This is a genomic window from Selenomonas sputigena (assembly GCF_026015965.1).
In the GTDB taxonomy this organism is placed as follows: Bacteria; Bacillota; Negativicutes; order Selenomonadales; family Selenomonadaceae; genus Selenomonas.
The window spans coordinates 2,138,728-2,155,943 of sequence record NZ_CP110383.1 but is presented as its reverse complement, the minus strand read 5'-3'; the positions used below and the strand labels follow the sequence as shown (position 1 = coordinate 2,155,943).

The following is a 17,216-nucleotide window of genomic DNA, read 5'->3' as shown; positions in this document are numbered from 1 at the left end:
CCGTATAGGATGGCCTCCTCTATGAAAGAACAAAACAAAAACATCATATTGTATGCGACGATCGCCGTCCTGCTTCTGCTCCTGCCATTGGCGGCCATGACGCGCGGCATCGTCAATGTGGACTTCCATGAGGTTGTGCTGTTTCTCGTCGATCCGACGAATCCACAGATCGCCCCCATTCATGCAGATGTCTTGGCGTACATGCGTGCACCGCGCTTCGTCCTGGCGCTTTTGGCAGGCGGTACGCTCGCCGTCACAGGCGCCGTCATGCAAGCGCTCTTTCGCAATCCGCTGGCAGATCCGTATTTCTTGGGCATCTCTTCTGGCGCAGCACTGGGCGCTGTCCTGATGATGAGCGCGAACATCACAGTGCTTGCAGGATTCTCCGCCGTACCGCTGGGCGCCTTTATCGGCGCGGGGCTCTCGACTTTCCTCGTGCTGTGGCTCACACACCGCTATGGAGAGGGCAAGTCCTTCATGACCTTGATTGCAGGACTGGGCATCCATGCCGTTTGCAGTGCCGCCATCAGCCTCATCATCTCTCTTGCACCCAATTCGCGCACGGTGGCGAACATCTCCTACTGGCTGCTCGGCAGTCTGGAGCGCAGCGGCTGGGATAAGAACCTCTATCTCGCCAGCATTGCCTTGCCGATCATCGTCTTTTTCCTGTTACGCACACGCATACTGAATCTGATGCTCCTCGGCGATATCGAAGCGAGCACGCTTGGCTATCGCTTGGAGAAGAGCCGCAGCCGGTATATCTTCCTATGCGCCATGGCGGTGGCCATGGTCGTCTACAACGCCGGAATCATCGGCTTCGTCGGCCTGGCAGTGCCTCACATCGCGCGATTGCTCGTGGGCAGCAGCTACGAGCGGCTTTTGCCGGTATGCGTCGCCTTGGGCGCAGGCTTCCTCGCGTGGGCAGATGTTTTCAGCCGTTTGGCGTTGGAGAACGGCGATATGCCGATCGGCATCATCGTCAGCCTGCTCGGCAGCCCGATTTTTCTGCATCTTCTATTGAAGAGAAAGCGCGTCTGACTCATGAAGAAAACATCATGGTATGCTGTCATCCTGAACGCAGTCTGCGCTTTCTTCCTCGGCTGCTCCTTTGCAGGGGAAGAAAGCGCTCCAACGGAGGGCGTTCCTGTGCGCGTGGAGAACTTGCGCATCGACAATTACTTCGTACAAGGAAAGAATGTGCAGATATTCACCGAAGTGCCCAAGCGCGTCCTCGTCGTTGGCGACAATGAGACGGAGACGTTGATCGAGCTTGGCGCGGCTTCCTCGATCCTTCTGGCTGCAGCAAACAACGACGGTCCTTTTCCCATGAAGGAGGAGAATGCCCGCATTTTAGAAACCCTGCCACGCGCCATGAATCAACAGCTTCATATGGAATATGTCATGCAGGCACGCCCCGATCTCATCATCGGGAATCAATACTGCTTTACGCGGAACAGTTTGGGCAGCACAGACTACTGGAACGCACACGGTGTAAAAACGCTTGTCAATCTGAGCAGTTCACAGCCGAGGCGACACTACATCAAGGAAACTGTGGCACAGGAGATGGAAAGCATCCGAGACTACGGACGTATTTTCCACGCAGAATCCGCCGCCGAGCACATCGTGCAAGAAACCTACGACTGTATTGATGAAATCAACGAAAAAGCACAAGGATATCCCCAGCCGCGCGTCATGCTGATCGAGCTTATGAGCACGTTCGTTTCGTATGACAAAAGCAAGCTCGCGGGCAACATGGCGGAACAGATCGGTGCCGAAGCGATTGAGACACCTGCCGTCATCACATTTGAGCACATCGCGAAGGAAGATCCCGACGTACTGATGGTCATCTGCAGCCACGCCGAGTACGGTGTCTGCCTGCAGCAGATCTATGAGCATCCAGGCCTGCAGCATACGAAATGCGTGCAAAATCGTCGTATCTACAGCATCCCACTCAGCTATACCTACGGCCCGCTCTGCCATACCATCGATGGCATAAAGATGATGGCAAAAGCCTTTTACCCAGGGATTGCGATAGAATAAACTACACGCGCAAACGGAAGATTGCAAATTTATTGGTTTCCCTTTCAGTTGCTTTTGAATCTTAACTAAATTTAACCGAACGGTTTCCAAAATGAAACTTTTTTCGTCAATTTATTTTAAAAATCCCCCCTTTTGGCCTAGCGCAGGGGGGTTTGTTGACAAAATACAAAAAGTCTACTATACTGCAAGAAATAGGATTAAAGACTTAACAACGAATTCATTGCCACCATCCTAGCACATCGTTTTTTCCCTTTCATTGTCGGCAAATCCTCTATATAGCACAATATCTGTGCGTCTGGCTTACCTCTTCGATAGGATGAAAGAACTATAACAATATGGCAAAGCGCGTGGAATGGGGATAGATTTTATCAGCGATCTTTTCACAGAGAAAGGAGAATTTTACATGGGGAAAAGGGAAGGACGAGGTTTGGCGCTGATGATTGGGCTCGCCGTCTCAGCAGGGGCGGCGTTGTTTCCGCAGTACGCTGCTGCGGCGGATGTTACGGGACATGACATCGTATCCTCACGCGACTGGTCAGGGCCGGATACGAATCCGCGTGCAGCGGGATACATCGGCTCTGAGAGCGACAACGGCAACGTCTATGGCAACACGCTGACTGTTGACAGTATGCACCACCCGCCGCACGCACTGAATCAAGGCTACATCGCGGCAGGATACACGGAGGGCGGGGGCGACACCTACGGCAACCGCCTCGTCATCCTGCCCGGCGCACATCTGACGGGGCGTGTCTCCGGCGGACATCTGAACGGGGTGGCACTGTCCGGCCGAACACATCACAACACGGTCATCATGCGGGGCGGCACTGTGACGGATGAGATCTACGGCGGGAATGTCACGGGGACGGACGGCCTGCGCGTTGGCGACGCGGAGTGGAACACTGTGGAGATGAGCGGCGGTCGTGCCGAGGAGGGGATCTATGGCGGGCGCGTGCGCAAGAGTGGAAATGTGCGGCACAATACCGTGCACATCTCCGGCGGTTGGGCGAACATTGCAGGCGGCGGCATTGCTCCGCAGGAGCACGGCGGACGCGGAGGAAATGCAGAGGACAATCATCTCGTCGTCTCGGGCGGTACCGTCCGCACCGCAGTCGGTGGTGTCTCACTGCGGGGCAAGGCACTGCGCAATACTGTCGAGATCACCGGCGGAACGCTGCGCGTCGTCTATGGCGGCAGCGGTCGGCAGACCGATGGCAACCGCGTTGCCATCTCTGGGGGCGACATTCGTGGGACCGTAATCGGCGGTTTTTCCGGCATCGGCTCCGCGAACAACAACAGTGTCGCGATCACGGGTGGCTCGGTACGCGGCAACGTCTACGGCGGACGCAGTCTGCTCGGCAACGCCGAGGGGAACGTCGTCACGCTCGACGGCGTTCACATCATGCAGGGTAACGTCTACGGCGGCTACGGGGCACGCGGGTCGAAGAACATCGTCAACCTCAAGAACGGCGCGGAGGTGGACGGTGTGATCTTTGGCGGCCTCTCCGGCGGCAACCGTGAGAACAATAACCTTCTCGCGATCCATGGCGTTGGAACGGCAAAGGCGGAGAAGCTCGTCTATGTACAGCATCTGGACTTCTACCTCGACCCGATGGCGAGCCCCGCCAGCCCGACGCGCTTGCAGCTCCGTACGATGACGCAGAGCCTCTCGGGTGTCTCCGTCGGTGTCGGCGTGAAGGGGCACGCGCTCGTCCTGCGTCCCGGTGACACCGTCAGCCTGCTGCGCGTCGCGCCGGGCGGCACACTCAATATCACTGGAATGGAGCGGGCGACTGAGACCATGCAAGGCGTCTCTCTCAGCTATGCCTTCGATGTCTGGCGGCGCGGCAACGAGGAGCTGGTTGCGACGCTGCGGGCAAGCACCGTCAACCCGCGTACTCGCTCCCTCATCGAGACGCGCACCGCGACGAATGAGTTGATTAACCGCGGTGCAGATCTCCTCGCCTCCGCCAGCATGGGGGCTGCGGACGATGACCGCGAGCGCAGGCGGCAGTATGGAATCTGGGCCGACGTGCAAAAGAGCAGTATGCGCACGAAGACCGACTCGGACATCGACCTGCATGCGTCCAACATGGCGGTCGGTGTCTCCCGCATCTTTGCACGAAAGGGCGGAGAACTCCTGTTCAGCCCTTTCGTTGAGTATGCAACGGGGAAATATGACAGCTACATGGGCGACGGTACGCATGGCAGCGGGGATCTCAGCTATCTCGGCGCGGGAGTCCTGGCGCGGATGGATCGCACGAACGGCGTGTGGATGGAGGCAGTCCTGCACGGCGGCAGCACCAAGGCAAACTATCACGGGCAAGTCCACGCCTCACAGCTCACCACCTATCGCTATACCGCGCCGTACTGGGCGGTGCAGCTCGGTGTCGGCAAGACGCAGCCGGTGGGCAGTGCGGCGCAGCTCGACTACTATGCACGCTACTTCTGGTCGCATACGAATGGCGTATCCGCGCAGTTGAATACGGGGGAGACGTACGACTTCCACGCGACGGACTCGCATCGCCTGCGTGCAGGGGCACGCTACACGCGCTTTGGCTCCGCCTCTGCACTGTATGCGGGGCTCGCGCTTGAATACGAGATGGCGGGTGGTGCGACGGCACACTTCCAGAGCTACGATATGCCTGCCTCCAGTGCAACCGGCGCGAGCGTTCTCATGGAACTCGGCTGGCGCAGTACGCCAAAGCGCGGGCGTGTCACCTGCGAGGTCAACCTGTCCGGCTGGCAGGGTCATCGGAGCGGCTGGATGGGAAGTGCCCGTATGGATTGGAAATTCTGAGTGTCCCCCTGCATCGAAAGCAGGGCGGCTCTGCAAAACGGTATCAAAGGGCGTGTTGTACAAAGGCTTATGGTTCTGTACGGCACGCCTTTTTTGTGTCCTGGGTGTGCGCAAGAATCAAGGAGGCGTTGATACATGCAGTACCGCCATCTTGGTGCATCTTTTCGCCCTCTCTGCGTCGACAAATCCGCCGCATAACCTTACACCGGCCGTCATCACATTCGAACACATCGCGGAAGAAGACCCCGACGTACGGTTGGTTGCCTTCTCGAATTTTCATCATCCTGTCATACTTGCCAGTACCGCCGCAAAGAAAAATGCGCTATAATAAAAACAGTGAAGACTACAAGAAAAGAGGAGGTCTTGAACATGTGGAAAAAGTGGACGCTTTCCTTTCTCGCGCTTGCACTCTGTGTATTCTTGGGATCTGCCGTACCCGCCGAAGCGGCGGCCAAGGAGAAGCCCGCGCGCGTGGAACTCGTGATGGTGCTTGACAAGAGCGGCTCGATGTCGGGGCTGGAGTCGGATACGATCGGCGGCTTCAATTCCATGATCGAGAAGGAGAAGAAGCTCGATGCGAAGGTCAATGTCACGACGGTGCTCTTCAACGACAAGATCGATACGATCTATAACCGCGAAGATATCCGGCGCATCAAGCCGCTGACGGATAAGGAGTACGAGGTCGGCGGCACGACAGCGCTTTTGGACGCCGTAGGCTCGACAATCCTCAAGGTCGCACGCACGGAGGGCGTCGAGAACGAGGATACGAAGGTCGTCTTCGTCATCATCACGGATGGTCTGGAGAACGCCAGCGAGGAGTTCACGCGCGAGAAGGTCAAACAGATGATTTCCGACAAGCAGGAGAAGGCAGGCTGGGATTTCATCTACCTCGGCGCGAACATCGACGCGGAGAAGGAAGCGGCGAGCATCGGCGTCAACCAGAAGAACGCTGTGACCTACCGCAACACGAAGTCGGGCGTGCGCAGGAACTTCGACGCCGTCAGCGCCTATGTGGCGGAAGCTGTAGCCGATCCGAGCGCCGAGCGCGGCAGCTGGAAAGAGCATGTGGAAAAGGACGAGACGCAGGATTGAGACGCTCGCAGGGAAAAGCCCCGAAGCTATCACGCGATGGCTTCGGGGTCTTTTGTCTTGTTGGATACGCTATTTTTTTCTGACTATATATGTATATGAACGACATCGAAACTCCTATATATAAATCTAAAAGGGCTGGGCGAAGTTGACGATAGCAGATAAAAATGCTATATTGATATGAGAATGATTATTTGTAAAATCTTTGACAAAGAGAACATGGGAGGTTTTTTCATGAAAAAAGTTGCGGTGGTATATTGGAGCGGCAGTGGCAATACGGAAGAGATGGCGAAGGCCGTCCTTGAGGGCGCGAAGAAGGGCGGTGCGGATGCGGAGCTCAAGCGCTTCGAGGATTTCAAGGTCGCCGATCTGGCGGGCTATGACGGATTCCTCTTTGGCTGCCCGGCGACGGGTTCGGAGGAGCTGCAGGAGGACTATGTTGAGCCGTTCTTCGTGGAAGCGGAGTCGAAGCTCTCGGGCGCGCCGGTCGGACTCTTCGGCTCGTATGGCTGGGGCGGCGGCGCCTTCATGGAATCGTGGGCGGAGCGCGTGCGCACGGCGGGCGCGAAGCTCGTAAGCGACGGCCTTGCCGTTGAGAACGCGCCCGATGACGACGGGATCAAGGCATGCGAGGAGCTTGGCGAAGCGCTGGCGAAGTCGCTTTGAGTCTTTCCGTGCCTTTCTGGCGCGAGGCGGCGTCATAGGGTCATAGGGATGCCCGGGGAGCGGTTCTGCACCGTGGAAGGATGGTGCAGAGCCGCTCTTTTCGTATGCGCCGGAAAGGGTGGGATGCTTGTTGATCGCCTTGGGCAAAAAACTTTTATTTTTATATTGAAAATCATTACCGTATATGCTATCCTATACATACATTGCTGGAGGTGATGATTTTGGGTAAGGATGGTTTCGAGCGTATGCTCTGCTTCCACTGTGCGCCGACGTTCGCGGGGATCAAGCCTGCGAGCCTTGTTTCTTTCCAGAAGAGCCGCTTCGAGGATTTCGATGCGCTTCTTGAATCGTATGCGACATGCTTCGAGTGCAAAGGCATCACGCCCGTCCGCTTGACGGAGGGCGAGGAGTATGTCCTCATGCTATTCTACCGCAGAAAGCTCCTCGAACGTATCTTGGAGCAGCCGGCGGTGCTCGCGCTTCTGGCGCGATTCGGCTACCGTGCAGGTGATGCGATCGAAGCGCATTTGGAGTATCTTTCCATGCGCATCCAACTCCAGAAGAGTTTCCCACATGAGGTCGGTCTCTTCCTCGGCTATCCGGCGGAGGACGTGGAGGGCTTCATCGAGAACAAGGGGCGCGATTTCGCTTGCGCGGGCTATTGGAAGGTTTACGCGAACGAGGAGGAGACGCGCGCTCTCTTCCAGCGATATACGGACTGCACGGAGCGTCTTTGTGCGCGTCTGGGGCGCGGCACGCCGATGGCGGAGCTTTTGGAAGCGGTCTAGCGCGCAGGGACGGTCAGCGGTTCTTTGCAGCAAGAAAAAATCATCAGGAGGTCTTTGACATGGGAAAAGTAGCGGTTGTATATTGGAGCGGCACGGGCAACACGGAAGAGATGGCGAAAGCCGTCCTTGAGGGCGCGAAAAAGGGCGGCGCAGAGGCGGAGCTCTTCACGGTCAGCGATTTCAGCGCGGACAAGATGGCCGACTATAACGGCTTCCTCTTCGGCTGCCCCGCCATGGGCGACGAGGTCTTGGAAGAGGACGAGTTTGAGCCGTTCTTCACGGAAGCGGAAAAGAAGCTCTCGGGCGTTCCTGTCGGCCTCTTTGGCTCGTACGGTTGGGGCGCTGGCGCTTGGATGGAGGCTTGGGCGGAGCGCACGAAAGCTGCCGGCGCCAAGCTCGTCTCCGACGGCGTGATCGTCGAGAATGCGCCCGATGACGACGGCGTGAAGGCCTGCGAGGAACTCGGCGAAGCCGTCGCCAAGGCGCTCTGAGAAGTTTCCCTTACCAGCTTCAACTCGCGCAAACTACACGCACAAAAAGACTGCCGCGCTTCGGTGCACGGCAGTCTTTTTACTTGCGCTTTTTCAACGAAAAAAACGAGGCGGCAGCTTTGAAAGAGTAAGCTTCCGCCTCGCAGATTTACCAACTTGTCGTCATTTGGAGAATGCTGTCACGAGATTTTTGAGGCGTTCTGTGCCTTCCTTGAATCCCTGTACCTTTTCGAGGATGTCGGCGTACCGTTCCGCCATGCCGACGATGTTCTCGGCGATGCGCGTGTTGCCGTCGGCGCTCTCGTGCGTCGCGCGTCCGATCTCGTCCATCGACTGGTTCATGTTGCGCACGGAAGAGAGGAGTTCTTCGGAGCTTTTCGTGCTGCCCTTGGCCGTCCTGTGGAAGAATTCTGCGTCTTCCTTGTACTGCACGGCGGTCTCGTCCATCTGTTCATAGTCTTTGCGGATGTCTTCATCGATGAAGTGCAGGAGGTCGAAGGCGCCCTTCGATAGGGCCTCCATCGCGCCCATGACCTGGCCTGTGAGACTCTTGATTTTCTCTGCCGTTTCCTGTGACTGCTCGGCGAGCTTGCCGACTTCGCCGGCGACGACGGCGAAGCCGCGTCCCTGTTCGCCGGCGCGTGCGGCCTCGATGCTCGCATTCAGCGCGAGGAGGTTCGTCTGCTCGGCGACGTCCGTGATGGCCTGCGTGAGCGTCTCGATCTCCTGCACGACCTTCGCGGCTTCGATGGCATCTTCCACGGAGGTTTTCGTCGAGCCGTAGACGCGGTTTGAAGCTTCCTGCGACTGCTCCATCTTCGCCTTTAGCTCGGTCGCGCGCCCGGCGATCTCGCACGTGTACGCCTCGCTCTTCTTCATTTCCTGCACGGTGTGCTGGATCTCTTCGCTCAGGTGGCCGCTGACCTGCTGCATGCTCGCCGTCGAGGCTGCCGTCTCTTCCATGCCCGCAGACATCTCTTCCGTCACGGCGGACATGTCCTGCGTTTCGTTGTTCATCGCGTTGATCATCGCTTCGAGTTCGCCGACGGCGGCGTCTGTCTTCTCGGCTTCCTCGTGCACCTGCTTCATGAAGCCCTGCATTTTCATCAAAGCCTTGACGACGACGCCGATCTCATCGGCGCGGTTCGACAGTGCGGCCGGAATCTCGCGGTTCAAGTCGCCCGTCGCGACGGCATTGAGGTGGTCGATCGACGTATTCAAGGGCGCCGAGATGTTGTCCGCGATGATGCGCGACATGACGATGCCGAGAATCAGGCTGATGAGAATGATCGCGGCGAAGATCTTCAGCGTGCGTGCATACTGGATGTTGTTCGCCTCGAAGAGCTGCTTGCCCTGGAACACGTTGTCCGGCGTCAGAACCTGCATGTTGGCGCCGATCGCCGTCAGGGAGGAGAGCTGATTGTACGCTTCTGCCTTGTCCTCGGGTGCTGTGCCGAGTGTGCTGACGGCCTTGACCGCGGCGTCCGCTGCATCGAGATCCTTGTCGAGCGCGGAGAGCGCTTCTTTCGTGCGATCGCTCTGCTCCATCTTCTGGATTTCTTCCACATCGTGCCGGATGCCAGCGAGGTTGCCCGCGATGTCATCGAGGAGGATCTGACGATTCTCCTGCGTGAAGTTCTGCTGCACGATGTAAGATACATTGACGGTGATGCTACGCAGTCGATTGTTCGCGTCGTTCAGATACTGCGTCGTCATCAAGTTGTGGTGATACATCTCGTCGAGCGCCTGCTTTGCCGAATGGCTCGAATAGATGCCGACAGCGGCGACGAGCGCCACGGTAAGGAGGAGGAAGACGGAAAGGATCGCAACCTTCGTCTTTACGCTGTAATCCTTCAGGATCTCGCTGCCCAAAGTAAAATTGCTCATATTTTCCAGCCCCCTTACTTCACGAACTGCGCGACATTTTCGCGCGTGATGGACGTGAACGGAATGTCAAGGCTCTCGGTCGGCGCCTTGCCGCTTAGGAAGCCTTGGACGAGCGTGACCGCGCCCGCCGCCTGTCCATCGGCGTCCTGCTTGACCGTCTGCGAAAGCTCGCCCGCTTCGACCGCTGCGAGGCCTGCAGGCGTAGCGTCGACGCCCGTCACGAGGCAGCCGTTGAGACGGTTTGCCGCTTTCAAGGCCTGGATAGCGCCCAAGGCCATCTCATCGTTTGCCGCGACGACGCCGTTGATCTCGGGGAAGAAGTTCAGCCAGAGCGTCATGGCCTTCATTCCTTCCGCCTTGCTCCAGCTTCCGTCGACGGAAGCGAGGAGCTTGACGTCGGGACGCTTGTCAAGGCACGCTTCCTTGAAGCCTTCCCAACGCTTGACGGCGACGCCCAGGGAGCTTTCGCCCATCAGGTAGACGACCTTGGCGTTCGGCGGCAGATGGCTTGCCATGAACTCGCCCTGCATCCGGCCGGCCTCGCGGTCGTCGGAGAGCGAGCCGATCACTTTCGGATCGTTCACGTCGCGGTTCATGATGACGACGGGGATTCCTGCCTCGCGCGCCTTCTCGACCGTAGGCACGATGCTCGTTCCGTCCATCGCGAGGAGCACGATGGCGGCCGCCTTGTTGCTGATCGCCTCGTTCAGCTGGTCGATCTGCAGATTGCTGTCGCCCTTGGCGTCGAGGAATTCCACATCAAGCCCTGCCGATTTCGCCTTCTCGGCAAACGTGTTCTTGAGCTGCATGGCGAAGGCGTCGGCATCGTTGTGGTTCGCGTAGATCACCTTGCCCGATCCCCCGAGACCGGAAGAGCCGCAGCCCGCCAAGAGGAGACACCCCAAGACGGTCAGGAGAAAGAGCAGACATTTTCTTGTCAGACTCATGGTTTCACGTCCTTTCCTGCAGAGCTGCGATTCCTGCCGCATCTCTGCGCTCAAATATAGTCCTTCAGCTCTACACCTTCTTCGACTTCTAATGAAATTCTCCTGCTTCATCGGGAAATATATTCTTCCTTCTTGGGTATATTGGGAAAATATGATTTTTTTCTTGCATTTTCTTTCGATATGCAGTATACTTGCGTAGTACGACATGGGGACGTAGCTCAGCTGGGAGAGCGTTCGGTTCGCATCCGAGAGGTCGAGGGTTCAATCCCCTTCGTCTCCACCATCTCGACAAGTGAGGAATCGGCTGTTTGCCGATTCTTTTTTTGTGTTATAGATGAGGCTTTGGTTTTGCGGGAGCGCGGATATAGCTTGCTCGTCAAGGAAGCGATCATTGCAAATAACGATATTGTGGTTATCTGCGATAAAAAATAACCACAGTATCGTTATTTTTGATATAATAACCATAAAGAGGTGATCCCATGTGTAAGATTCCTGCGAAAGAGAGTCTGTCCGTCGAGTTTAAAAGCGACAAGAAATGCTTATCGAACAGCATTCTGCTCGATGCCGTCGTTGGATTGGCCAATACGGATGGCGGCATATTATATCTAGGCGTAGAAGATGACGGAGAAATCACGGGACTTCACGGGGCGCATATGGATGTGCTTCCCGTCATGGCTTTTGTGGCAAACAATACGGTTCCTTCTGTTTCCGTGCGCACGGAAATCGTCAGGGTGGACGGCATTCCCGTCCTGCGCATCGATGTGCCAAAAAGCCGCAGCATCGTGGCTACCGGCAGCGGAAAAATTTTGCGCCGTCGCTTGAAGGCGGATGGATCTCCGGAAAATGTGCCACTCTATCCATTTGAGATTCCTATACGGTTATCTGAATTAGGCGCTTTCGATTTTTCTGCGCAAATGGTACCGAATGCTGACTTCGCTGACTTAAGCAGCGCCCAGATCCTGCACTTACGCCATATTATCGCCCAGCGACATGGAGAGGCGGAGCTTTTAGAGCTGTCGGATCAAGAACTCTTGGAAGCCCTGCGTTTGACCGTTGAGCATGAGGGGAGAATGCTGCCGACCATTGCCGGACTGCTTCTCCTCGGCAAGGAAGAAAGCCTTGCACGTTTCATCCCTACGGCACAGACTGCATTTCAAGTTCTTGAGGGTTCTGCCATTCGATTGAATGAGCAGACACGCTTGCCGTTGCTTGCCGTCTTTGAGAAATATGCAGAATATTTCAAGGCGTGGAATCCGGAACGAGATATCGAGCAGGGGCTGTTTCGCACAGCCATTCCCGAATTTTCTCCCGCCTCTTTTCGCGAAGCGCTTGTCAATGCTTTTTGTCATCGTGATTATGCACAGCTCGGCATGACGCTCGTGCAAATTACAGAAGAAGGTCTGACCATCGAAAACCCCGGCGGCTTTATTGAAGGAATATCTTTGCGCAATCTCATTTCCGCTGCGCCGCGCGGCAGGAATCCGGCGCTTGCCGATGCTATGAAACGCATAGGGCTTGCCGAGCGTACGGGGCGCGGCATTGATCGCATATTTGCGGGTTCCATCATCTACGGTCGTCCGTGGCCCGATTACTCCGAGACAACGGAGAACAACGTACGGGTTTTTATTGCGCGTGCCAAGCCGAATCTGGCTTTCATGAAGCTCATCCAAGATGAGCAGCAGCGTACGGGGAATCTGCCATCAATCCATGCCCTGCTGATTCTTTCGGCCTTGCAGATGGAACGCCGCCTGACGTTTGCCGATCTCGGGAAAATGACACATCTGAGCGAACATCGCATCCGTGCGAACCTTGAACGTATGGTTGAGAATGGAGTGATAGAAGCGAAGGGAAGCGGAAAAAACCGCAGTTACATGCTCAGTGCTCAAATGTATGCGGCAGCGAATGAAACCGCTGCCTATGTTCGCCAGGCCGGCATCGAAGAAGTACGTCAGCCCGAACTCATCCTGCGGTACGTTCAGGCACAGGGCAGCATTACACGAGGAGAAGCTGCCGATCTCCTGCGCGTCAGTGACAATTATGCCTATGTGTTGCTCAAGCGACTGACAGAGGACGGCAGGCTGCGAGCTGTCGGGCAGAAGCGCGGGCGCAAGTATGTGCTGTCGACACATTCGCATTGACAATACTATTCTTCTTAGGTATGATTAGGTTTAGTGAAATGAAACGTATACGCTTCCGCCGTTGAGGACAGCGGAGCGTTCCGCCAAGTGGTAGGTCTTCGATGCTTGGCAACACGAAAGGATACCGATGAAATCATTGAGACTGCGTGCGGCTTTCTTGGTTCTCGTGCTCATTTGCAGCATTGTGCTCGCGTTGGGGTTCGGCTCGGTGACGCTGCCGACGGATACGCTCTTCGCCGAGATCTCTGCGGCTCTTTCGGGAGAGTCGTCGAAGAATGCGATGATTCTTTTCGACATCCGCCTGCCGCGCATCCTTTTCGCGGCGCTTGCCGGAGCCGCTTTGGGACTCACGGGGCTTTTGATGCAGACGGTCTCGCAGAATTATCTTGCTGACCCCTATATTCTCGGCGTTTCGGCGGGAGCGAGCACAGGCGCCGTCGTCTGCATCGTCTCGGGACTGGCGCAGCAGCTTTTTGGCTATGGCATTTACGTCGGCGCCTTTTTCAGCGCGGCGCTTTCGACGGCGCTCGTGATCTTTCTGACGGGGAGGAGCGGCAGTCCCGTGCGCCTCGTTCTCATGGGAATGGGCATCTCGGCGCTCTTTTCCGCCCTGACGATGCTCGCGATTTACGGAGCGAAGGATGAGGCGCAGGTGCGAAGCGCCATGTTCTGGCTCATGGGCAGCCTCACGGGCATCCAGTGGAAGGCGGTGCCTGTCATGGCGGCGTCGCTTGCGGCGCTCATGCTCTTCATCTACCTCTTGCGCCATGAGCTTGACATCCTCCTGCTCGGCAAGGAGGAAGCGCGTCATCTCGGCATGTCCGTCATGCGCCTGCAGCGGCTCATCGTGCTCTTTTCGTCCGCTGTCGTGGCAGTCGTCGTGGCGCTCTCGGGCATCATCGGCTTCATCGGGCTCATCATCCCTCATGCGGCGCGCTTCTTCGGCGAGCCGAAGCACGGCGTGCTCCTGTGGTTCACGGCTCTTTTCGGCGGAATTGTCCTCGTCTGGGCCGATGTGCTCGCGAGAAGCGCCTTCCGCCCCGAAGAGCTTCCCATCGGCATCTTGACGGCGGGACTCGGTGCGCCCGTGTTCTTGTGGATCATCAGCCGCAAGTACGGAGGCTATTGACATGCTCTCGGTCAGGAACTTGTCTTTTGCGGTCGGCGCAAAAACGATTCTCGACGATGTGTCCATCGACTTCGCTGCGGAAAAGATCACGGCGATCCTCGGTGCAAACGGATCGGGAAAAAGCACCTTGATGTCCTTCCTCGGGAAGAATCGTGCTGCGCCCGGTCACGTTTTCTTCTGCGGCGAAGACATCAGCGAGATTTCGCCGCACGCTTACGCCTTGAAGGCGGCAATGCTGCCGCAGCAGCGCGAAACCATCGCGGACTTCGCTGTCGAGGACGTCGTCGTCATGGGGCGCTTCCCCTACAAGCGGCAGTTTCGCGACTACACGAAAGCCGACTACGAGATCGCTCGCACTGCCATGCGCGAGGTCGGCATCGAGGCGATGGCGAAGCGCCGTATCGGCAGCATGTCGGGCGGCGAGATCCAGCGCGTCATGATCGCCAAGGTTCTCGCGCAGAAGCCCGAACTCATCCTCATGGACGAGCCGACGAACCACCTCGACGTCCGCTACAAGGTCGCGCTCATGAATACGCTGCGCGCCTACGGCGGCACGATCGTCCTCGTGCTGCACGACCTGTCGCTCGCCGCCCAGTACGCCGACCGCGTCGTCGTCATGAAGGACGGTCGCATACGAGAAGAAGGGGAGACGGAGGCCGTCATGCGCACGGAGCTTTTGGAAGAGATCTTCGGTGTGCCCTTCGTGCGATTTGAGAAGGACGGGCGCGTCTATTTGAATTATTGAAGAATCACTGATACATTCAGCGTTTCCTTGCATGAGTCGTATGGTCGCGGCAAGCGCTGCGGCAAGGGTATATATCAAAGGAGGATCTTTATGAAGAAATGGCTGAAGAAGACGGCTGCGGCGGGACTCGCCGCCCTGCTCCTCGCATCACTCGCCGGCTGCGGCAATGACGCAAAGAAGGCGGAGGAAGGAAAGGCGGCGGGCTATCCCGTCACATGGACGGAAACGCTCGACGGGAAGGAAGTGACGGCTTCGGTGGAAAAGGCGCCGAGCCGCGCCATCTCGATGTCGCAGGCAACGACGGAAATGATGCTCGCGCTCGGTCTTGAGGATAAGATGGTCGGCACGGCGATGAAGGAGGAAGACATTTACCCGCCCTTGCAGGCGTCTTATGACAAGGTCAAGGTGCTCGCGGAAAAGTGGCCGTCCTACGAAACCTTCATGGCAGAAAAGCCCGATTTCGCAACGGGTTGGGAGGTGCCTTTCACGAAGCGCGGCATTCCCGCAGATTCGATTACGGCACAGGGCGTGCCCATCTATATCCCGTCTTCGATGCAGAAGCTCGATGCTGGCCTCGATACCGTGTTTGACGACATGATGAAGCTTGGCGCGATTTTCGGTGTCGAGCCGAAGGCGCAGGAATGGGTTGACGGGCAGAAGAAGATCCTCGCAGACGTGCAGGAAAAGATCAAGGATCTGCCGAAAAAGCGCGTGTTCATTTACGACGCCTCGGACGGCAAGCCTTTCACTGCTTACAAGGGCTACACGACGAACATCCTCAAGCTTATCGGCGCGGAAAATGTCATGGCGGACGCCGGCGTTGACAAGACATGGGCGGCGACGACATGGGAAAGCGTAGTCGCTGCAGATCCCGAGTACATCATCATTGCCGACTACAGCAACGGCATACGGAACGATGACGACTTCCAGAAGAAGGTCGCCGCCATCAAGGAAAATCCTCAGCTTGCGAATGTCAAGGCCGTCAAGGAAAACCACTTCCTCAAGGTGAAACTCTCGGAGATCACGCCGGGCGTGCGCACGGTCGAGGCATTGAAGCGCCTTGCCGAAGAGATTCACGGAATCAACCTGCAGTGAGACTCTCAAGGAAGCGCTGCTCGGCGATGTTGAAGCTTCCCGTACGTTCTTGATGCTGCCTGGCACGTCTCCCGCATGTGCGGGGTGTGCATGAATTCTCAATACTTGACCAAAAGAGGCGCCTGTGCGGCGCTTTTTTTGGATTTGTACGAAAGGCGAGTAGTCCGGGAGCTTTCCTTATGGTATACTGGCAGGGAGTTCTGTATACCGACGCTTTTGCAAAAAAGGAGGGATTTGATGATCACCGACGGGCTTTCCTATGTCTCCGTCCTTGTGTTCTTCGCGTCCGTGATTCTTGCTGCCGAAAGGGTGACGGGGTGGGCGGTCTTTCGCTTCGTTCCCGGCGTCGTCTTCATCTACATCGGTTCGATGCTGCTCGCTACGCTCGGCGTCTGGAGCATGGCGGCAACGAAGCCCGTCTATCGCGAGCTTTCGGCGCTCCTGACCTATGCGATGATTTTCACGATGCTCCTGCGCTCGGATGTCCGCAAGATCTTTCGCATCGGGCCGCGCATGCTCCTCGGCTTCTTCTCTGCGACCGTCACGATTGCCGCCGGGTTCGTCGTCGCCTTCCTCGCCATGAAGGATCATCTCGGCGCTAACGCGTGGATGACGCTCGGTGCACTCTCCGGCTCATGGATCGGCGGCTACGACAATATCATGGAGATTCAGACCGCGCTGCACATTCCAACGATCGACATGGAAGGTGCGTTCATCGTCGACTCTATCGACTATACGATCTGGGTCCTGTTCCTCTTCTGGCTCGTCACGCTTGCCCCGCGCTTCAATCGCTGGATGGGAGTGGATACGGCGAAGCTGGACGCCGTATCGCAGGCGATCGAGGACGATGATGCGAGGCGGACGGGAGAGATTTCTTTTCAAGGAATCTTCTTGATCTTTGGCACGTCGCTCCTCGTCTCCTCCGTTGGCGCAGATCTCGGCCCCTTGCTTTACGTTGCCATGCCCTTTCTCACGCAGTCCATCTGGACGATTCTCTTCATTGCAGCCTCCGGACTCATCGCCGCCTTTTCTCCGCTCGGGCGCATTGCCGGCTCCATGGAGGTTGCAAACGTGATGCTCTACTCGCTCATCGCGCTCATCGCCTCGCGCACATCCCTGCTGCAGTTCGGCGATGCGCCCGCCTGGGTGCTCGCGGGCTTCATCATCCTCGGCGTGCACTTCCTTCTCATGGCGTTGATCGCACGCATCTTCCGGCTCGACATGTTCACGCTGTGCATATCCTCGATGGCGAATATCGGCGGCGTAGCATCAGCGCCGATTCTCGCGAGCCTGTATTCCGGCGCTTTGATCCCCGTCGGCATATTCCTGGCGATCCTTGGACACATCATCGGCACGCCGCTCGGACTATGGATTGCACGCTTGTTGGAAATGCTCGCTTGAAGG

At 57.1% G+C, this 17,216-nt stretch carries 14 protein-coding genes and 1 tRNA gene; 13 read left to right on the top strand and 2 right to left on the bottom strand.

Annotation, left to right across the window (positions count from 1 at the left end; genetic code table 11):
* The first annotated feature begins 21 nt into the window (after nt 1–21).
* The 7 genes from OL236_RS10380 to OL236_RS10350 all read left to right on the top strand — a co-directional run bounded on the left by OL236_RS10380 (nt 22) and on the right by OL236_RS10350 (nt 7,871).
* A complete protein-coding gene (locus OL236_RS10380; RefSeq protein ID WP_009645763.1) occupies nt 22–1,038 on the top strand; it encodes a FecCD family ABC transporter permease in 1,017 nt (338 codons plus the stop codon).
* Between the two features lie 3 nt (nt 1,039–1,041).
* Nucleotides 1,042–2,040 carry an ABC transporter substrate-binding protein gene (locus OL236_RS10375; RefSeq protein WP_265070552.1) on the top strand — a complete coding sequence of 333 codons (999 nt, stop codon included), beginning with the start codon at nt 1,042–1,044 and terminating at the stop codon, nt 2,038–2,040.
* A 403-nt stretch (nt 2,041–2,443) separates the two neighbouring features.
* Complete coding sequence (locus tag OL236_RS10370; protein ID WP_265070551.1) at nt 2,444–4,837, top strand: hypothetical protein; 2,394 nt, start codon at nt 2,444–2,446, stop codon at nt 4,835–4,837.
* Between the two features lie 369 nt (nt 4,838–5,206).
* The gene (locus tag OL236_RS10365) at nt 5,207–5,929 is read left to right on the top strand and encodes a vWA domain-containing protein (RefSeq protein WP_037369873.1); all 723 of its coding nucleotides are present in this window, start codon (nt 5,207–5,209) and stop codon (nt 5,927–5,929) included.
* Nucleotides 5,930–6,160: 231 nt separating this feature from the next.
* Entirely contained in the window at nt 6,161–6,592 is a 432-nt protein-coding gene (locus OL236_RS10360) for a flavodoxin (protein WP_265070550.1), read from the top strand.
* A 215-nt stretch (nt 6,593–6,807) separates the two neighbouring features.
* On the top strand, nt 6,808–7,380 hold the full coding sequence (locus OL236_RS10355; RefSeq protein WP_037369876.1) for a DUF3793 family protein: 573 nt from the start codon (nt 6,808–6,810) through the stop codon (nt 7,378–7,380).
* Between the two features lie 59 nt (nt 7,381–7,439).
* Nucleotides 7,440–7,871: a flavodoxin gene (locus OL236_RS10350; RefSeq protein ID WP_009645842.1), complete on the top strand. Its 432-nt coding sequence runs from the start codon at nt 7,440–7,442 to the stop codon at nt 7,869–7,871.
* A 162-nt stretch (nt 7,872–8,033) separates the two neighbouring features.
* On the opposite strand, the gene OL236_RS10345 is transcribed toward OL236_RS10350, so the two are convergent.
* Both OL236_RS10345 and OL236_RS10340 read right to left on the bottom strand, forming a co-directional pair.
* A complete protein-coding gene (locus OL236_RS10345) occupies nt 8,034–9,758 on the bottom strand; it encodes a methyl-accepting chemotaxis protein (protein WP_265070549.1) in 1,725 nt (574 codons plus the stop codon).
* Nucleotides 9,759–9,772: 14 nt separating this feature from the next.
* Complete coding sequence (locus OL236_RS10340; RefSeq protein WP_265070548.1) at nt 9,773–10,705, bottom strand: sugar ABC transporter substrate-binding protein; 933 nt, start codon at nt 10,703–10,705, stop codon at nt 9,773–9,775.
* Between the two features lie 207 nt (nt 10,706–10,912).
* On the opposite strand from OL236_RS10340, the gene OL236_RS10335 reads away from it, so the two are divergent.
* The 6 genes from OL236_RS10335 (at nt 10,913) to OL236_RS10310 (ending at nt 17,213) form a co-directional block, all read left to right on the top strand.
* Nucleotides 10,913–10,988, top strand: a tRNA-Ala gene (locus OL236_RS10335).
* Between the two features lie 196 nt (nt 10,989–11,184).
* Entirely contained in the window at nt 11,185–12,843 is a 1,659-nt protein-coding gene (locus OL236_RS10330; protein WP_265070547.1) for an RNA-binding domain-containing protein, read from the top strand.
* A 127-nt stretch (nt 12,844–12,970) separates the two neighbouring features.
* Nucleotides 12,971–13,972 carry a FecCD family ABC transporter permease gene (locus OL236_RS10325; protein ID WP_265070546.1) on the top strand — a complete coding sequence of 334 codons (1,002 nt, stop codon included), beginning with the start codon at nt 12,971–12,973 and terminating at the stop codon, nt 13,970–13,972.
* Nucleotide 13,973: 1 nt separating this feature from the next.
* A complete protein-coding gene (locus OL236_RS10320) occupies nt 13,974–14,717 on the top strand; it encodes an ABC transporter ATP-binding protein (RefSeq protein WP_265070545.1) in 744 nt (247 codons plus the stop codon).
* 90 nt (nt 14,718–14,807) lie between these two features.
* Nucleotides 14,808–15,812, top strand: coding sequence for an ABC transporter substrate-binding protein (locus OL236_RS10315; protein WP_265070544.1), 1,005 nt, complete (start codon nt 14,808–14,810; stop codon nt 15,810–15,812).
* A 237-nt stretch (nt 15,813–16,049) separates the two neighbouring features.
* The gene (locus OL236_RS10310; RefSeq protein ID WP_265070543.1) at nt 16,050–17,213 is read left to right on the top strand and encodes a DUF819 domain-containing protein; all 1,164 of its coding nucleotides are present in this window, start codon (nt 16,050–16,052) and stop codon (nt 17,211–17,213) included.
* Nucleotides 17,214–17,216: the final 3 nt, after the last annotated feature.

Coding starts and splice junctions, on each gene's coding strand:
- OL236_RS10315 (WP_265070544.1), top strand. CDS start 14,808: ATGAAGAAATGGCTGAAGAAGACGGCTGCGGCGGGACTCGCCGCCCTG.
- OL236_RS10365 (WP_037369873.1), top strand. CDS start 5,207: ATGTGGAAAAAGTGGACGCTTTCCTTTCTCGCGCTTGCACTCTGTGTA.
- OL236_RS10355 (WP_037369876.1), top strand. CDS start 6,808: ATGATTTTGGGTAAGGATGGTTTCGAGCGTATGCTCTGCTTCCACTGT.
- OL236_RS10340 (WP_265070548.1), bottom strand. CDS start 10,705: ATGAGTCTGACAAGAAAATGTCTGCTCTTTCTCCTGACCGTCTTGGGG.
- OL236_RS10360 (WP_265070550.1), top strand. CDS start 6,161: ATGAAAAAAGTTGCGGTGGTATATTGGAGCGGCAGTGGCAATACGGAA.
- OL236_RS10325 (WP_265070546.1), top strand. CDS start 12,971: ATGAAATCATTGAGACTGCGTGCGGCTTTCTTGGTTCTCGTGCTCATT.
- OL236_RS10345 (WP_265070549.1), bottom strand. CDS start 9,758: ATGAGCAATTTTACTTTGGGCAGCGAGATCCTGAAGGATTACAGCGTA.
- OL236_RS10375 (WP_265070552.1), top strand. CDS start 1,042: ATGAAGAAAACATCATGGTATGCTGTCATCCTGAACGCAGTCTGCGCT.
- OL236_RS10380 (WP_009645763.1), top strand. CDS start 22: ATGAAAGAACAAAACAAAAACATCATATTGTATGCGACGATCGCCGTC.
- OL236_RS10330 (WP_265070547.1), top strand. CDS start 11,185: ATGTGTAAGATTCCTGCGAAAGAGAGTCTGTCCGTCGAGTTTAAAAGC.
- OL236_RS10320 (WP_265070545.1), top strand. CDS start 13,974: ATGCTCTCGGTCAGGAACTTGTCTTTTGCGGTCGGCGCAAAAACGATT.
- OL236_RS10310 (WP_265070543.1), top strand. CDS start 16,050: ATGATCACCGACGGGCTTTCCTATGTCTCCGTCCTTGTGTTCTTCGCG.
- OL236_RS10350 (WP_009645842.1), top strand. CDS start 7,440: ATGGGAAAAGTAGCGGTTGTATATTGGAGCGGCACGGGCAACACGGAA.
- OL236_RS10370 (WP_265070551.1), top strand. CDS start 2,444: ATGGGGAAAAGGGAAGGACGAGGTTTGGCGCTGATGATTGGGCTCGCC.